Annotated in this window: 15 protein-coding genes and 1 pseudogene; 12 read left to right on the top strand and 4 right to left on the bottom strand. The window is 57.6% G+C overall.

The annotated features are described in order from the left end of the window. The first annotated feature begins 31 nt into the window (after positions 1-31). From DSD31_RS05375 to sitD, 5 genes are all read left to right on the top strand, one after another. Positions 32-460, top strand: a complete 429-nt coding sequence (locus DSD31_RS05375) for a TOBE domain-containing protein (RefSeq protein ID WP_004866901.1) — start codon at positions 32-34, stop codon at positions 458-460. Positions 461-657: 197 nt separating this feature from the next. After that, complete coding sequence (locus DSD31_RS05370) at positions 658-1,575, top strand: metal ABC transporter substrate-binding protein (RefSeq protein ID WP_044347427.1); 918 nt, start codon at positions 658-660, stop codon at positions 1,573-1,575. Further along, positions 1,572-2,393 carry a manganese/iron ABC transporter ATP-binding protein gene (locus DSD31_RS05365; protein ID WP_004866905.1) on the top strand — a complete coding sequence of 274 codons (822 nt, stop codon included), beginning with the start codon at positions 1,572-1,574 and terminating at the stop codon, positions 2,391-2,393. Before DSD31_RS05370 ends, DSD31_RS05365 begins: the two co-directional genes overlap by 4 nt. Next, positions 2,390-3,241: an iron/manganese ABC transporter permease subunit SitC gene (sitC, locus tag DSD31_RS05360; RefSeq protein ID WP_004866907.1), complete on the top strand. Its 852-nt coding sequence runs from the start codon at positions 2,390-2,392 to the stop codon at positions 3,239-3,241. Before DSD31_RS05365 ends, sitC begins: the two co-directional genes overlap by 4 nt. Continuing rightward, the gene (gene sitD, locus DSD31_RS05355; protein WP_004866908.1) at positions 3,232-4,089 is read left to right on the top strand and encodes an iron/manganese ABC transporter permease subunit SitD; all 858 of its coding nucleotides are present in this window, start codon (positions 3,232-3,234) and stop codon (positions 4,087-4,089) included. Before sitC ends, sitD begins: the two co-directional genes overlap by 10 nt. Before the next feature lie 68 nt (positions 4,090-4,157). Here sitD and DSD31_RS05350 read toward each other — a convergent pair whose 3' ends face one another. Both DSD31_RS05350 and DSD31_RS05345 read right to left on the bottom strand, forming a co-directional pair. Next, positions 4,158-4,508: a nitrous oxide-stimulated promoter family protein gene (locus DSD31_RS05350; RefSeq protein ID WP_004866910.1), complete on the bottom strand. Its 351-nt coding sequence runs from the start codon at positions 4,506-4,508 to the stop codon at positions 4,158-4,160. Between the two features lie 75 nt (positions 4,509-4,583). Next, complete coding sequence (locus DSD31_RS05345) at positions 4,584-4,877, bottom strand: Rdx family protein (protein ID WP_004866911.1); 294 nt, start codon at positions 4,875-4,877, stop codon at positions 4,584-4,586. A gap of 217 nt (positions 4,878-5,094) precedes the next feature. Here DSD31_RS05345 and DSD31_RS05340 point away from each other — a divergent pair, with 217 nt between their 5' ends. The 6 genes from DSD31_RS05340 (at position 5,095) to DSD31_RS05315 (ending at position 12,283) form a co-directional block, all read left to right on the top strand. Continuing rightward, positions 5,095-7,464: a TonB-dependent receptor domain-containing protein gene (locus DSD31_RS05340; RefSeq protein ID WP_004866913.1), complete on the top strand. Its 2,370-nt coding sequence runs from the start codon at positions 5,095-5,097 to the stop codon at positions 7,462-7,464. 184 nt (positions 7,465-7,648) lie between these two features. Next, positions 7,649-8,680, top strand: coding sequence for a hemin-degrading factor (locus tag DSD31_RS05335; RefSeq protein ID WP_113990870.1), 1,032 nt, complete (start codon positions 7,649-7,651; stop codon positions 8,678-8,680). Then, positions 8,677-9,495, top strand: a complete 819-nt coding sequence (locus DSD31_RS05330; RefSeq protein ID WP_088883700.1) for a heme/hemin ABC transporter substrate-binding protein — start codon at positions 8,677-8,679, stop codon at positions 9,493-9,495. Before DSD31_RS05335 ends, DSD31_RS05330 begins: the two co-directional genes overlap by 4 nt. Next, positions 9,495-10,490, top strand: a complete 996-nt coding sequence (locus tag DSD31_RS05325) for a FecCD family ABC transporter permease (protein ID WP_004866917.1) — start codon at positions 9,495-9,497, stop codon at positions 10,488-10,490. The genes DSD31_RS05330 and DSD31_RS05325 overlap by 1 nt, the downstream gene beginning before the upstream one ends. Then, positions 10,483-11,271: a heme ABC transporter ATP-binding protein gene (locus tag DSD31_RS05320; protein WP_113990869.1), complete on the top strand. Its 789-nt coding sequence runs from the start codon at positions 10,483-10,485 to the stop codon at positions 11,269-11,271. Before DSD31_RS05325 ends, DSD31_RS05320 begins: the two co-directional genes overlap by 8 nt. Before the next feature lie 394 nt (positions 11,272-11,665). Beyond that, positions 11,666-12,283 (top strand): Fic/DOC family protein, encoded by a 618-nt coding sequence (locus DSD31_RS05315; protein ID WP_044347436.1) that lies wholly within the window; start codon positions 11,666-11,668, stop codon positions 12,281-12,283. Here DSD31_RS05315 and DSD31_RS26310 read toward each other — a convergent pair. Together DSD31_RS26310 and DSD31_RS05310 are read right to left on the bottom strand one after the other, a co-directional pair. Next, entirely contained in the window at positions 12,280-12,450 is a 171-nt protein-coding gene (locus DSD31_RS26310; protein ID WP_004866926.1) for a hypothetical protein, read from the bottom strand. The genes DSD31_RS05315 and DSD31_RS26310 overlap by 4 nt on opposite strands. A 140-nt stretch (positions 12,451-12,590) precedes the next feature. Further along, a pseudogene (locus DSD31_RS05310) lies at positions 12,591-12,803 on the bottom strand (Arm DNA-binding domain-containing protein); the annotation flags it as partial. A 143-nt stretch (positions 12,804-12,946) separates the two neighbouring features. Between DSD31_RS05310 and mutS the strand changes: the two are divergent. After that, positions 12,947-15,508, top strand: coding sequence for a DNA mismatch repair protein MutS (gene mutS / locus DSD31_RS05305; RefSeq protein ID WP_004866928.1), 2,562 nt, complete (start codon positions 12,947-12,949; stop codon positions 15,506-15,508). The last annotated feature ends 31 nt before the right edge of the window (positions 15,509-15,539 follow it).

Below are 15,539 nucleotides of genomic sequence, written 5' to 3'. Positions count from 1 at the left end.
ACTCATTTAATCAGCCACACAAGGAGATTTTATGGCGGTATCAGCACGTAACCAGCTGACCGGCACGGTCAGCGCAGTTGCCGCCGGCGCGGTCAACGATGAAGTAGAATTGACCCTCGCCGGTGGCGCAAAACTGGTGGCGATCGTCACCCATAGCAGCAAGGAGGCGCTGGGTCTGGCTGCCGGTAAAGAAGCCATCGCGCTGATTAAAGCGCCGTGGGTCACCCTGGCCACCGAGGATTGCGGCCTGAAGTTCTCCGCGCGCAATCAGTTTGCCGGGAGCGTCACCCGCATCACTGAAGGGGCGGTCAACGCGACGGTACACATCAAAACCGACGCGGGCTTCGAGATCATCGCCGTCGTCACCAATGAAAGTCAGGAAGAGATGAAACTGGTCGACGGCAGCCGGGTGATTGCGCTGATCAAAGCCTCTGCCATTCTCCTCGCCACCCGCGCGTAACCCGGACTCAAACGCCGTTTCACACGAAACGGCGTTCTTCGAAGTACCTGGCCATTTTCCCCGCGACAGACCGGTTTGCACGGCTTACCTCCCAGAATTTAAATAATAATCATTTTCATTTATAAATAGCCTGTGCTATATAACATAGCAATTGCTATAACAGATGATTAATTAACCACATTGATGTGAGGGATCCTATGCTGCACCTGCCGCCTCTGAAGCACCTGATCTTTACCGCTCTGCTCGGCCTGCTGGCGATCGCCCCGGCTCAGGCCAGCGAAAAATTCAAAGTGATCACCACCTTTACGGTGATTGCCGATATGGCGCAAAACGTCGCCGGGGAGGCGGCCCAGGTCAGCTCGATTACCAAACCCGGCGCCGAGATCCACGAATACCAACCGACGCCTGGCGATATTAAACGCGCCCAGGGGGCACAGCTGATCCTCACTAACGGCCTGAATCTCGAACTGTGGTTTGCCCGCTTTTATCAGCACCTGAAAGGGGTCCCGGAAGTGGTCGTCAGCGAGGGCATTCAGCCAATGGGGATCAGCGAAGGTCCCTATAACGGTAAGCCCAATCCCCATGCGTGGATGTCGGCGGATAATGCGCTGATCTACGTCGATAACATCCGTGATGCGCTGATCAAATACGACCCTGCGAATGCGCAGACCTATCGTCAGAATGCCGCCCTCTATAAAGAGAAAATCCGCCAGACTATGGCGCCGCTGAAGGCGGAGCTGGCGAAACTGCCGGCAGAGAAGCGTTGGCTGGTCACCAGCGAAGGCGCGTTCTCCTATCTGGCCCGCGACAACGGGCTGAAAGAGCGCTACCTGTGGCCAATCAATGCCGACCAGCAGGGCACGCCGCAGCAGGTGCGTAAAACCATCGATATCATGAAAAAAGAGCATATCCCGACCATCTTTAGCGAAAGCACCATTTCAGATAAACCGGCGCGCCAGGTAGCGCGGGAAGCCGGCGCCCACTATGGCGGCGTACTTTATGTTGACTCCCTGAGCACCGCCGATGGCCCGGTTCCCACCTACCTGGATCTGCTGCGCGTCACGACGCAAACCATCGTCCAGGGCATCAACGATGGGATGAGGAAGCAGCCATGAACGCCGATATGCCTGGCCTCGCGGTCAACCGGGTCAGCGTAACCTATCGCAACGGCCACACCGCGCTGCGCGATGCCACCTTCAGCGTACCGCGCGGCTCAATTGCCGCGCTGGTGGGCATCAACGGTTCGGGAAAATCGACGCTGTTTAAAGCGCTGATGGGCTTTGTTCGTCTGTCCCATGGCGAGATTGCCATACTTGGCCAGCCGGTTCATCGCGCGCTGCGCCAGAACCTGGTGGCCTATGTCCCGCAATCAGAGGACGTTGACTGGACCTTCCCGGTGCTGGTGGAAGATGTCGTCATGATGGGCCGCTACGGGCATATGGGCTGGCTGCGACGGGCCAAAGCCCATGATCGGGAAGTGGTTGATGCGGCGCTGGCCCGCGTCGGGATGAGCGACTATCGCCACCGGCAAATCGGCGAGCTGTCCGGCGGGCAGAAAAAACGGGTGTTCCTTGCCCGCGCTATCGCTCAGCAGGGCAAGGTCATTCTGCTGGATGAGCCGTTTACCGGCGTTGACGTCCAGACCGAAACCCAGATCATCACCCTGCTGCGCGAACTGCGTGACGACGGCTGTACTCTGCTGGTTTCGACCCACAATCTCGGTTCGGTCAGCGAGTTTTGCGATTACACGGTGATGGTCAAAGGTACCGTGCTGGCCAGTGGACCGACGGAAACGACCTTTACCGCCGCCAATCTCGAACTCGCTTTCAGCGGCGCGCTGCGCCACGTGGTGCTCAGCGGCGGAGAAGAGCAGATTATCACCGACGATGAACGGCCGTTTATCAGCCGCCGGACGGCGGGAGGTGAAGGATGAGCTGGCTAATCGAGCCGTTCGGCTATCAGTATATGCTGAATGCGATGTGGGTATCGGCGCTGGTGGGCGGCGTGTGCGCCTTTCTCTCCTGCTACCTGATGCTGAAAGGCTGGTCGCTGATTGGCGATGCCCTCTCCCACTCCATCGTACCGGGCGTGGCGGGAGCGTATATGCTCGGCCTGCCCTTTGCCGTCGGCGCTTTTCTCTCCGGAGGACTGGCGGCGGGCAGCATGCTGTTTCTCAACCAGCGTTCGAAGCTCAAAGAAGATGCCATTATCGGTCTGATTTTTTCGTCGTTCTTCGGTATCGGGCTGTTTATGGTGTCACTCAACCCAACTTCGGTGAATATCCAGACCATTATTCTCGGCAATATCCTGGCGATCGCTCCGGAAGATATTATTCAGCTGGCGGCCATCGGCTCGATTTCAATGGCAATTCTGCTGCTGAAATGGAAAGACCTGATGGTCACCTTTTTCGATGAGAGCCACGCCCGTTCCATTGGCCTGAACACCACCGGGCTCAAGCTGCTGTTCTTCACCCTGCTGGCCGCCTGTACCGTGGCGGCATTGCAAACCGTGGGCGCCTTTCTGGTCATTTGCCTGGTGGTCACTCCGGGAGCGACCGCCTGGCTGCTGACCGACCGCTTTCCACGGCTGCTGGCGATTGCCGTCGCTATTGGCAGCCTGACCAGTTTTTTCGGCGCCTGGCTGAGCTACTATCTGGATGGCGCAACCGGCGGCATTATCGTCGTGGCTCAGACTTTGCTCTTCCTGCTGACCTTTGTCTTTGCCCCTAAACACGGCCTGCTGGCCAACCGCCGTCGCGCCAGGGAGGGCTCATGCTGCTGACCACGCTCCTCGAACCGTTCCAGTTTTCGTTTATGGTCAACGCCATGCTGGTGGCCACCATCGTCGCCATTCCCTGTGCGCTGCTGTCGGTTTTTCTGGTGCTGAAAGGCTGGGCGTTGATGGGGGATGCCATGAGCCATGCGGTCTTTCCCGGCGTGGTGGTGGCCTATATCGCCGGGATCCCGTTTGCCATTGGCGCCTTTGTTGCCGGGCTATTCTGCGCCATCGCGACCGGCTATCTCGACGATAACAGTCGCATCAAGCGCGATACCATTATGGGCATTGTCTTTTCCGGGATGTTTGGCGCCGGGCTGGTACTGTATGTCGCCATTCAGTCCGAAGTCCATCTCGACCATATTCTGTTTGGCGACATGCTGGGGATTTCCGCCAGCGATATTGGGCAAACATCGGCGATTGCACTAGTAATTGCGCTGATTATCGGACTAAAGTGGCGCGACTTTCTGCTTCACGCCTTCGATCCGCATCAGGCTAAAGCCAGCGGATTACGCTGCGGCCTGCTGCACTACGGATTGCTGTGCATGATTGCCCTGACTATCGTGGCGACGCTCAAAGCGGTGGGGATTATTTTGTCAATCTCGCTGCTGATTGCCCCCGGAGCCATTGCTCTGCTGCTGACCCGGCGTTTTATCAGCGCGCTGCTGCTGGCGGTGGGGATTGCGCTGAGCTGTTCGTTGGGCGGCGTGTGGCTCTCGTTTTACCTTGATAGCGCACCGGCGCCGACCATCGTGGTGTTGTTTACCGCGCTGTTTATTATCACCTTTGTCTGGACGTCGGTTCGCGACAATCAAACTCAGGCGATGTCCGCAGAGGCTCCGGAGCGCCGCTGACGCCTTAGCCGGGCGACGACAGACCGCACGCGTTGTAGCCCGCCTGAGCGCAGCGCTAGCCGGGGAAATCACCGCGACTTTTTAGGCCGGTATTTTTCCGGAAGCGCTGGCACGGGACGCCGGTCATCAATCAGGTGACGAATCGTCAGAATCGGGTGGCGCCAGAGCATTCGCGGCCCCGCCCAGCGCATGATTTGCTTCATTTCTTCGCGTTTTGCCGGCTGGTAGCAGTGAACCGGGCACTGCTTACAGGCCGGCTTCTCTTCGCCAAACACGCATTTATCCAGCCGCTTATCGGCATAGGCGTTTAGCGCCTGGTAATGTTCCACGTCGGCCTGCGCGTCCGGGCAGCGGCGCTGATAGAGCGAAATCATGCTGCGGATAGTCTTTTTTTCCCGGTCGATGCGTTGACCCGCCATTGCGCTTCTCCATCAATAAAGATGCAAAAATAATACACCTTTATAGCCTCTGGCGCAGCCGTTTTCCCCTATCGCTTACGCCGGATCGGCGGACTTATCGAGGTGACCCAGCGACTTCTCCGGGAAGCAGACATCCCGTACCCGACGCTTGAGTTCAGCCGCATCCGGGAAACCCTCATCCTGCTTGCGGTCCCAGATTTGTACGTCGTCAACGGTAATGGTGAAGATACCGCCGGTGCCCGGAACCAGCGTGACCGAGCCGATATCGGTACTGAACGTATGCAGCAGCTCCTGAGCCATCCAGCTGGCGCGCAGCATCCAGTTGCATTGAGAGCAGTAGTTGATCGTAATCGCGGCTTTGTGACTCATGATTTTCTCGCTGTATCTAAAAGGACTGATTGTAAACAAATTGCAGATTAAATGAGGAAGACATGATTATTTTGTTGCAAACGATAATACATATCATTACCATTCGCAATCAATAATCATGGAGAAACAGAGTCCGCTAACGGAAGCAACGGGACTCACCTGCAAATCTGGAAGTAACGCGTGAGCCGATACTAATAATTATCAAGGCGTGGCTACTATGTATAAATCCACTCAATCACCGGCCTGGTTTAAGAAAAGCCTGCTGGTGACTTCGTTGCTTGCAGCAATCTATCAGACGACCGCCGGGGCAGCTGATACCACCGCACACACCACCACCAGCGACACATCATCGGATAGCTCCGAGCAGATGACCGTTACCGCCCCCGCTCCGCTGCTCAAAGCCGGTAGCGAACATTCGGTCAGCGCGCAGGAGCTCCAGGACAAAGGGGCCAAAGATTTTGGTTCCGTCATGCGTTACGAACCGTTAATCAGCGCGACCGGTGCCAGCGGCGGCTCGGGTAATGGCAAAAGCGGCTTCGACCGCGGCGGCTATACCGGTTATAACATTCGCGGGCTGGAAAGCAACCGCGTGGGGATTGATGTCGACGGCATCGCGCAGCCGGATGCGACCGGACGCGGCTACGTCGGCCGTGCCGGCCTGAATACGTTTGGCATCGGTCGCGATTACATCGACCCGTATATGTATGGCAGCATCGATATTCAGTCCGGCGCCACCTCGACTGAAACCGCCAACACCTCTATCGGCGGCAACGTCTCCTTCCAGCCGAAATCTGCCGATGACTATCTGCGCCCGGGAAAAACCAGCGCCTTCGGCTACCGGAGCGGCTACGACTCTGCCGACCGCAGCTGGCATAACGGCGTGACGGTGGCCGGCGGAGATGAAACCCTACGCGGCATTTTCGTCTACAGTCGCCGCGACGGCCAGGAAACGGCAAATAACAGCGATAAGATTGACGCCTATCCGGCCAACTGGCACTCCGATGCGTTTATGGCCTCCGGCATCTGGCAGCCCAATGATGAACACAAGCTGACCAGCACGCTCGACTACTACCATAAAACCAACCACACCCACTTTGACAGCTGGGATAGCAGCGGCAACAGCATTATTGGCGATGCCAATCAGACCAGCCAGACTCGTCGCTGGGGCATCAGCCTGAAAGACGACTGGACGCCAATGAATGACTATCTCGACAGTATGTCGACCAAAGTCTACTACCAGCACACCGAGGCCCATGACTGGACGTGGATGCCGGATAGCACCACCAGATCGATGGAAACGGTCAACTCCAACTACGATACCGACACCTGGGGTATTCAGACCGCGCTGGCGAAATCCATTGGCCGCCACGACCTGAGCGCCGGGCTCAACGCCAGCACCACCAAAACCCAGCGCCCGTTCAGCCAGTCGCCGGTCCCGAGCATCTACAGCGAAATCATGCAGCCGGAAGCCGACAGCCGGGGCTACACTCTTGGCGGCTTCGTTCAGGATAAGATCAACTTCGATCTCGACAGCCACAACTTTGCGGTGATCCCGGGCGTGCGCGTGGTGCATCAATCCACCAAACCGGAGAATCTCGGCGATCTGACCACCAACAGCAGCGTGCTGACGGAGTCCTCCGTCGCCAGCCTGTACGGTAAAAATTCCGATACTCAGGTGCTGCCGTCCCTGACGTTCCAGTACGATATCACTCCGCGTACCATGACCTACCTGCAGTATAAACGCGGCGCCGAGTTCCCTAACGCCAGCCAGCTTTACGGCTCCTGGAACCTCGGATCCAGCTACGCCGGACGAGCGCAGTATGCGCTGATTGGTAACACCGATCTGAACACGGAAACCAGCGACAACTTCGAATGGGGCTTAAAAGGCGAAGTGGTCGAAGGGATCACGATGCGCACCGCCCTGTTCTATAACAACTACAAGAACTTCATCGCCTATAGCCGCTACACCCGTTCCGGTAACCCCGACCACTTCACCAACGTCCCGTCGAATATCTATACGATTTATCAGGCGGAAAACCGCGATAAAGCCTATATCTACGGCGGCGAAATCAGCGCCAAATTCAACTTTGGTACCTGGTTTGAAGAGGTTAACGGCCTGAGCGCGACGCTGGCCTACGGCTATAGTGAAGGGAAATCGAAATCCAGCTATCTCGGCGACAAGTACATCGACCTCGACAGCGTGGCGCCGATGAAAGCGATCGTAGGCGTTGCCTGGGACGATCCGGCGAAACGCTACGGGACCGCGTTGACCGCCACTTTCGTGAAAGGTAAGCAGGCCAGCGCCACCAACCGCGAAAGCTATACCAACACGGGCTCTGCCATTACCGACTCCTCCAGCGAATACATGCGCGTGCCTGGCTACGGCATGCTGGACCTGACGGCCTGGTGGCAGGTCGCGAAAAACGTGCGTCTTAACGGCGGCGTTTACAACATTACCGATCGGCAATACTGGGATTACCTGAGCAGCCGCAATATTGAGACGTCCACGAATCAGGATGCCTACGATAAAGCGCTGGCGACGATGCCGGGCCGGACCTGGCAACTGGGCGTCAACGTCGATTTCTGATAGCCCGGAGAATAATAAACCCCATGGATTTCAACATATCGACGGGCAGCAGCAGCGTGGGTCGCGATACGCAGACTCAGACCGGCTCTGCACCATCCCGTTCGCATCATGCTGAAAGACAGCGGGGATAAACCTGCTCCCCGGCCTCGGCCGGGGATATTCATCGTAGAGAAGGAGATGAATCATGCAACACAACGCAAACGCACTGTGGCAGCGCTATCAGGCCGCCAAAACGCAGGCTTCCGCTAAATATGCCCGCGATATCGCCGCTGAAATGGGCATTAGTGAGGCGGAATTAACCGCCGCTCGCGTTGGCCACGACGCCGTTCGCCTGCAGGACGATATACGGGCAATCATCGCCGGACTGGAAGGCGTCGGCGAGACCAAATGCATCTGCCGGAATGAATATGCGGTGCATGAGCAGGTGGGTCAGTTTACCCACCAGCACCTGAGCGGCCATGCCGGGCTGGTGCTGAACCCGCGCGCACTCGATCTGCGCCTGTTCCTCAGCCAGTGGGCCAGCGCCTTCCACCTGAGTGATAACGGCCGCCAGAGCATTCAGTTCTTCGACCATCACGGTGACGCGCTGTTGAAAGTCTATGCGACAGCGCAAACCGATATGACGGCGTGGGAAGCGCTGATTGTCGGGCAGACCCAGGCCGACCCGGCGCCGCTGGCAATCCGCCCCGTCGATACCCCCCGCTACGCCGCCTCCGCCGACGGTGTGGCGCTGGAAAATGAATGGCGCGCCATGACCGATGTCCATCAGTTCTTCGGGCTATTGCGAAAATATAACCTCTCCCGCCAGCAGGCTTTCCGCCTGGTCAGCGATGATCTGGCCTGCCGCATTGACCACGATGCCCTGCCGCACCTGCTGGAAACCATTCGCGAAGAGGGCAATGAGATCATGATTTTCGTTGGCAACCGCGGCTGCGTACAAATCTTCACCGGCGCCCTGGAAAAGCTGGCCCCGATGCGCGGCTGGCTCAACATCTTCAATACCACCTTCACCCTGCACCTGCGCGAAGACAGTATTGATGAAATCTGGGTAACGCGTAAGCCGACCTCGGATGGCCATGTCACCAGCGTAGAGCTGTTTGCCCATGACGGTACGCAAATCGCCCAGCTGTACGGCCAGCGTAGCGAAGGGCACCCGGAGCAAGCGACATGGCGTAGCCAGGTTGACCGTCTGACGACGGAAGGACAGAGCGCATGAAACGCTGGCTGATGCTCATTGCCGCTCTTCCACTGTTTGCGCATGCCGCCGCAGAACGCATCATCTCTCTGGGCGGCGATGTCACAGAGATCGTCTATGCCCTGGGAGCGCAGCAGCAGCTGGTCGCTAAAGACAGTACCAGCACCTGGCCTGCCGCCGCGCGATCGCTGCCGGACGTCGGCTATATACGCCAGCTGAACGCCGAGGGGATCCTGTCGTTACGCCCGACGATCGTCCTGGCAAGCGCACAGGCCCAGCCTTCGCTGGTCCTGCAAAAGGTTGAGGACAGTCGGGTAAAAGTGGTTAATATCCCGGGCGGTAACGATCTGTCGGCGATTGATAAAAAAATCGTCGCGGTGGCCGACGCGCTGGGTAAGCAGACTGAAGGTGACGCCCTGCGCCACGCCGTCGCCGCACAGATCGCGCAGATCCCCACGCAGCCGCTCGGCAAAAGGGTGCTGTTTATTCTCAGCCACGGCGGAATGAATACGATGGTCGCCGGGCAAAAGACCGCTGCGGATGGTGCTATTCAGGCCGCCGGGCTGCAGAACGCGATGCAAGGATTTGACCATTATCGCAGTATGTCTCAGGAAGGCGTGATCGCCAGCCTGCCGGACCTGGTAGTGATCTCCGCCGACGGGCTTAAAGGCATGGGCGGTGAAGCCGGCTTATGGAAGCTGCCGGGGCTGGCGCAAACGCCGGCCGGTCGCCATAAACAGCTGCTGGTGATTGACGATATGGCCCTGCTCGGCTTTGGACCGCGGACGCCGCAGGCGATTAGCGCGCTGAGAAAAAAAGCGGAGCAGCTACCCTGATGCGCCCCACTCTCTCTCGCCATCTGTGGTTAATGACGCTGCTGCTGGTGAGCCTGACGCTGTTCGCGACGACCCTCGGCGCGATGCCTCTGCCGCTCGCCAGTCTGTGGCCGCCGGGGGATGAGGTGTTGCGCCATATCTGGCTCACCATTCGTCTGCCGCGCGTCCTGCTGGCGCTGCTGGTCGGCGCCGCGCTGGCGCTCTCCGGCTGCGTCATGCAAGGGCTGTTTCGCAATCCGTTAGCCGATCCCGGCCTGCTGGGGGTCAGCAGCGGTGCAGCGCTGGCGGTGGCCTGCTGGCTGGTTCTGCCGCTGTCCGTTCCGGCGCTGGTGGCGCTGTATGCCCCGATGCTGGCGGCGTTTATCGGGAGTATCGCCGTCATGGTGGTCATTTTTATCCTCAGCCAGGCGAGTGAGGGTTCGCTCTCGCGTCTGCTGCTGGTCGGGATCGCCATCAACGCGCTGTGCGGCGCGCTGGTGGGGGTGCTGGCCTGGATAAGTAATGATACCCAGCTGCGCCAGCTGTCGCTATGGGGAATGGGCAGTCTCGGCCAGGCAGAGTGGTCCACGCTGCTGGTCGCGGCCACCTTAATCTTCCCTGCTTCGCTGGTCATCTGGCTAATGGCTTCCCGCCTCAACCTGCTACAGCTTGGCGATGAAGAAGCCCACTACCTGGGGATTAACGTCCGGGCCGTGCAGCGTCTACTGTTACTGTGCAGCGCGCTGCTGGTGGCCTCTTCGGTGGCGATCAGCGGAGTGATTGGTTTTATTGGTCTCGTGGTGCCGCATCTGATACGAATGTGGCTGGGGCCGGACCACCGCGCGCTGGTGCCAGGATCGCTGCTGGCCGGGGCGATCTTACTGCTGCTGGCCGATACCCTTGCCCGCACCGTCGCCGCACCGGCCGAAATGCCGGTGGGTCTGCTGACCAGCATGCTCGGCGCGCCGTGGTTTTTGTGGTTAATTTTCCGCCAACAGAGGACGACATATGGATAATCGCGATCGCACCTGGCACGCGACGTCGCTCTCTCTGTTGCTGGGCAAACGCCGGGTCATTGACGATGTGTCGGTCCGGCTATGCGGCGGAGAGATGACCGCGCTGATTGGCCCAAACGGCGCCGGTAAATCAACGCTGCTGCGGCTGTTAACCGGTTTCTTATCCCCGAACAGCGGCGAACGTCATGTGGAAGGACGTGCGCTGGAACAGTGGTCGTCGGAAGCGCTCTCCCGCCGCCGGGCGGTGATGTTGCAACGTACGCAGCTCCATGCCGACTGGCCGGTGGAAACGGTCATCGCCATGGGACGCTCTCCATGGGGTAAAAATCCGGACCGGCAGATGATTCAGCAGGTGATGGTGGAAACCGGCTGCGACCACCTCGCGGGCAGGCGCTATCCTTCGCTCTCCGGCGGCGAACAGCAGCGGGTGCAGCTGGCTCGCTGCCTTGCTCAGCTGTGGCATAACGACGCTCCACGGGGCTGGCTGTTTCTCGACGAACCGACCTCGGCGCTGGATCTTTACTATCAACAGCATCTGCTGCGTCTGCTAAAACGGCTGACCCGCAGCGGCCAGCTGCACGTCTGCGTCGTGCTGCACGACCTCAATCTCGCCGCGCTATGGGCAGACCGCATTCTGCTTCTCCATCAGGGAAAGCTGGTGGCCGAGGGAACGCCGCAGGAGGTCATTTGCCAGTCGGTTATCAGCCGCTGGTACGGAGCGGAAGTGAGAATGGGTGAGCATCCAGACATCGCCATTCCCCAGGTTTACCTTGCGCCATAATAAGGCCGGACGAGTACGCCCGTTGGTGCTCGTCCGCGCTTCAGATGGAATGCGCATCACGGCACCTCATATCGTCACTTTCCCTGAAATACGTATCTCCGTTATGTTGTCCCCTCAATGTGATAACAACGAAAACAAAAAGATCGCAATTCATTAAGAATCAGGGACCTGGATAATATCCTATGAGTACAATCGATAATCTCGACGCCCATACCCCGATGATGCATTGGTGTGTTAGTACTGATTAATAAAGATTATTTCCCACCATAATATAAAAACTATATTTTAACCTACACCTTTGTAACTATCTGATTTTAATAATATTGTTTGCTGTACTCATCCAGCGTTATACTCCCTCTGTTTTCCCATCCTTCTAAAAACGCAGGGCATCTCCATGAGCCGATACCATGTATCCAGCAGTGAAGGCCAGTATGAGAAAGACTCTGGCGAGCAGGTTTTGGCTAATAAGCTGGGGATCGCTACTTCTGATGAGATGGATGAGGCTGAACTTGTCCTGTTAGAACAACTCTATCAGTCCGTTTTTGAAGAACAGTTCCCGGAAGGACTGCTCAGCGTCGCCATGCTAAAAAACTGGCATCGCCGCTGGTTAGGTAACATCTACGAGTGGGCTGGGCAAGAAAGAGCGGTTAACATCAGCAAAGGCGGCTTTATGTTTGCCCCTTCAGCGCAGTTGCCAAAACTGCTGAGCGAATTCGACACCAAATATCTGGCTCAATACACGCCGTGTAGCGGCATGGACGAAGAACAACTCATCACTGCTATCGCCATCACCCATGTCGAGCTAATACTTATCCATCCATTCAGAGAAGGAAATGGGCGCCTGTCGCGACTGCTGGCCGACGTGATGGCCGTTCAGGGAGGGTACAAACCGCTGGATTATCAAAGCTGGGAGCAAAACAAAACTCAGTATATATCGGCCATCCATGCTGGCATATCAATGGACTACAAGCCGATGAAACACTGGGTCGGTGAAGCACTAAGAAGGGGTTAAACCGCAAGACGCAAATGAGCGAATTTTTTGCGCGTGGCTTCAAGTGAAGCCTCGATCTTCGCGGAGGACTGCCCTGTTTCAACAGCCGTAGATGTTGCTACTGAGCGAACGATATCAGCACGAGATGGCTTAACGTAGCTTGCCTGAGTTTTTTTGTTGTTGCTCATAATTACTCCTGAAAAGCAGAATCTGGGCTGAAAGACATCGTTCAAACAGTATACCAAAACTTCTACGCAAATTCACTGCAAGCCCTGTCAAAGACTCACTCATCGGGCAAGCCCTTTAAGTAATACTGGGGGCAGGTCACGAGAGAAGTCTGGGGGAAGTTACCAATTTTAACCTGAGCAAGCTTGCCAGTCAGAGAACTTGTGTAACGGTAGAAAAAAGACTTAACCCCAGTTGCACCACAGGAGACACGTAAGCCACGATTTTCGCCTACATCAGCCTTATCTTTGTCGCCAGGCTTCATCATTTCTACCGCTTTAAACGAAAGTGGCTTTCCCTCTTGTTTTCCTGCCATAAAGACTCCGTTATCATGCACCTTATGCAGTCATGAACATAAATGCAGGATTTCATGATATTCGATGAGACACCGTGAAACTTAATGATAACAATAAAAATCACCAACTCATTAAAAATTAAGAAAATGGACATCACAAACCGATGAGTACAATAGAAAATTTAGACTCTCACACCCCCATGATGCAGCAGTATCTGAAGCTGAAGGCTCAGCATCCGGAGATCCTGCTGTTCTATCGTATGGGCGACTTTTATGAGCTGTTTTATGATGATGCCAAACGGGCCTCTCAGCTGCTCGATATCTCGCTGACCAAACGCGGCGCCTCGGCGGGTGAGCCCATTCCTATGGCCGGGATCCCGCACCATGCGGTGGAAAACTATCTCGCCAAACTGGTCAACCAGGGTGAATCGGTGGCCATTTGCGAACAGATTGGCGACCCGGCCACCACCAAAGGTCCGGTCGAGCGTAAAGTGGTGCGTATCGTCACGCCTGGCACTATCAGCGATGAAGCGCTGCTGCAGGAACGTCAGGATAACCTGCTGGCCGCTATCTGGCAGGACAGCAAAGGCTTTGGCTATGCGACGCTGGATATCAGCTCCGGTCGTTTCCGCCTGAGCGAACCGGCCGACCGCGAAACCATGGCCGCCGAGCTGCAGCGTACCAACCCGGCTGAACTGCTGTATGCCGAAGATTTTGCCGAATCGGCGTTGATTGAAGGCCGCCGCGGCCTGCGCCGTCGTCCGCTGTGGGAGTTTGAAATCGACACCGCGCGCCAGCAGCTGAATTTACAGTTTGGCACCCGCGACCTGGTCGGTTTCGGCGTCGAAAATGCGCCGCGCGGTCTCTGTGCCGCCGGCTGCCTGTTGCAATATGTCAAAGATACCCAGCGCACCTCCCTGCCGCATATTCGCTCCATCACCATGGAGCGCCAGCAGGACAGTATTATTATGGACGCGGCAACCCGCCGTAACCTTGAGATTACCCAGAATCTGGCCGGTGGTTTCGACAATACCCTGGCGTCGGTGCTCGACTGCACCGTGACGCCGATGGGCAGCCGGATGCTCAAACGCTGGCTGCATATGCCGGTACGCGACACGGCGGTGCTGGTCGAACGCCAGCAAACCATAGGCGCGCTGCAGGAGCGTTATACCGAACTGCAGCCGGTGCTACGTCAGGTGGGCGATCTGGAACGTATTCTGGCGCGACTGGCGCTGCGCACCGCGCGTCCGCGCGATCTCGCCCGCATGCGTCATGCGTTCCAGCAGTTGCCGATCCTGCGCGAGATGCTGGCTGACGTCAGCTGCGCGCCGGTCCAGCGGCTGCGCGATAAAATGGGCGAGTTCAGCGAACTGCGCGAACTGCTCGAACGCGCAATTATCGACGCGCCGCCGGTGCTGGTGCGCGACGGCGGCGTTATTGCCCCGGGTTACCATGAGGAGCTCGATGAATGGCGCGCGCTGGCGGATGGCGCCACCGACTATCTCGATAAGCTGGAAATTCGCGAACGCGAACGCCTGGGGCTGGACACGCTGAAGGTCGGTTACAATGCCGTGCACGGTTACTACATTCAGATCAGCCGCGGCCAGAGCCAACATGCCCCGATTCACTACGTCCGCCGCCAGACGCTGAAAAACGCCGAGCGCTACATTATTCCGGAACTGAAGGAGTATGAGGACAAAGTACTGACGTCGAAAGGGAAAGCGCTGGCGCTGGAGAAACAGCTCTACGAGCAGCTGTTCGATATGCTGCTGCCGCACCTTGCCGACCTTCAGCAAAGCGCCAGCGCGCTGGCGGAACTGGATGTACTGGTTAACCTCGCCGAACGCGCGGAAACCCTGAACTACTGCTGCCCGACCTTCAGCGACAAACCGGGTATTCGCATCAGCGAAGGCCGTCACCCGGTGGTCGAACAGGTGCTGAAGGAGCCGTTCATCGCCAACCCGCTGAGCCTGGCGCCGCAGCGCCGGATGCTGATTATTACCGGCCCGAATATGGGCGGTAAAAGTACCTATATGCGGCAGACCGCGCTGATTGCGCTGCTGGCCTATATCGGCAGCTACGTCCCGGCGGAGAAAGTTGAAATCGGCCCTATCGATCGCATCTTTACCCGCGTCGGCGCGGCAGATGACCTGGCAAGCGGCCGTTCCACCTTCATGGTAGAAATGACCGAAACCGCCAATATTCTGCATAATGCCACCGAACACAGCCTGGTGCTGATGGATGAAATCGGCCGCGGGACCTCCACCTACGACGGTCTGTCGCTGGCGTGGGCCTGCGCCGAAAGTCTGGCCAATAAGATTAAGGCGCTGACCCTTTTTGCCACCCACTACTTCGAACTGACCCAGCTGCCGGAGAAAATGGAAGGCGTGGCGAACGTCCATCTTGATGCGCTGGAACATGGCGATACCATCGCCTTCATGCACAGCGTCCAGGATGGCGCCGCCAGCAAAAGCTACGGTCTGGCGGTTGCCGCACTGGCGGGCGTGCCTAAAGAGGTGATTAAGCGCGCGCGGCAGAAATTACGCGAGCTGGAGAGTATTGCCCCAGGCGTCGCCGCCACGCAGGTCGATGGTACGCAGATGTCGCTGCTCTCCGCCCCGGAAGAGACCTCGCCGGCGGTAGAAGCGCTGGAAAATCTCGACCCGGATTCTCTGACCCCGCGTCAGGCGCTGGAGTGGATTTACCGGCTGAAGAGCCTGGTGTAACGCCTTCTTATTCCGCAGAAGTGACAAAAGG

This window comes from Klebsiella sp. X13 (assembly GCF_003323835.1).
Classification (GTDB): Bacteria; Pseudomonadota; Gammaproteobacteria; order Enterobacterales; family Enterobacteriaceae; genus Klebsiella; species Klebsiella ornithinolytica.
Note: the sequence above shows the minus strand (reverse complement) of the source record. Positions and strands in the feature narration are given on the sequence as shown.

Excerpts from the sequence above, each read along its gene's own strand:
- DSD31_RS05350 (WP_004866910.1), bottom strand. The coding sequence starts at position 4,508 with ATGGCGGGTCAACGCATCGACCGGGAAAAAAAGACTATCCGCAGCATG.
- DSD31_RS05325 (WP_004866917.1), top strand. The coding sequence starts at position 9,495 with ATGCGCCCCACTCTCTCTCGCCATCTGTGGTTAATGACGCTGCTGCTG.
- DSD31_RS05320 (WP_113990869.1), top strand. The coding sequence starts at position 10,483 with ATGGATAATCGCGATCGCACCTGGCACGCGACGTCGCTCTCTCTGTTG.
- DSD31_RS05330 (WP_088883700.1), top strand. The coding sequence starts at position 8,677 with ATGAAACGCTGGCTGATGCTCATTGCCGCTCTTCCACTGTTTGCGCAT.
- sitC (WP_004866907.1), top strand. The coding sequence starts at position 2,390 with ATGAGCTGGCTAATCGAGCCGTTCGGCTATCAGTATATGCTGAATGCG.
- DSD31_RS05335 (WP_113990870.1), top strand. The coding sequence starts at position 7,649 with ATGCAACACAACGCAAACGCACTGTGGCAGCGCTATCAGGCCGCCAAA.
- DSD31_RS05365 (WP_004866905.1), top strand. The coding sequence starts at position 1,572 with ATGAACGCCGATATGCCTGGCCTCGCGGTCAACCGGGTCAGCGTAACC.
- DSD31_RS05315 (WP_044347436.1), top strand. The coding sequence starts at position 11,666 with ATGAGCCGATACCATGTATCCAGCAGTGAAGGCCAGTATGAGAAAGAC.
- DSD31_RS26310 (WP_004866926.1), bottom strand. The coding sequence starts at position 12,450 with ATGAGCAACAACAAAAAAACTCAGGCAAGCTACGTTAAGCCATCTCGT.
- mutS (WP_004866928.1), top strand. The coding sequence starts at position 12,947 with ATGAGTACAATAGAAAATTTAGACTCTCACACCCCCATGATGCAGCAG.
- sitD (WP_004866908.1), top strand. The coding sequence starts at position 3,232 with ATGCTGCTGACCACGCTCCTCGAACCGTTCCAGTTTTCGTTTATGGTC.
- DSD31_RS05375 (WP_004866901.1), top strand. The coding sequence starts at position 32 with ATGGCGGTATCAGCACGTAACCAGCTGACCGGCACGGTCAGCGCAGTT.
- DSD31_RS05345 (WP_004866911.1), bottom strand. The coding sequence starts at position 4,877 with ATGAGTCACAAAGCCGCGATTACGATCAACTACTGCTCTCAATGCAAC.
- DSD31_RS05340 (WP_004866913.1), top strand. The coding sequence starts at position 5,095 with ATGTATAAATCCACTCAATCACCGGCCTGGTTTAAGAAAAGCCTGCTG.
- DSD31_RS05370 (WP_044347427.1), top strand. The coding sequence starts at position 658 with ATGCTGCACCTGCCGCCTCTGAAGCACCTGATCTTTACCGCTCTGCTC.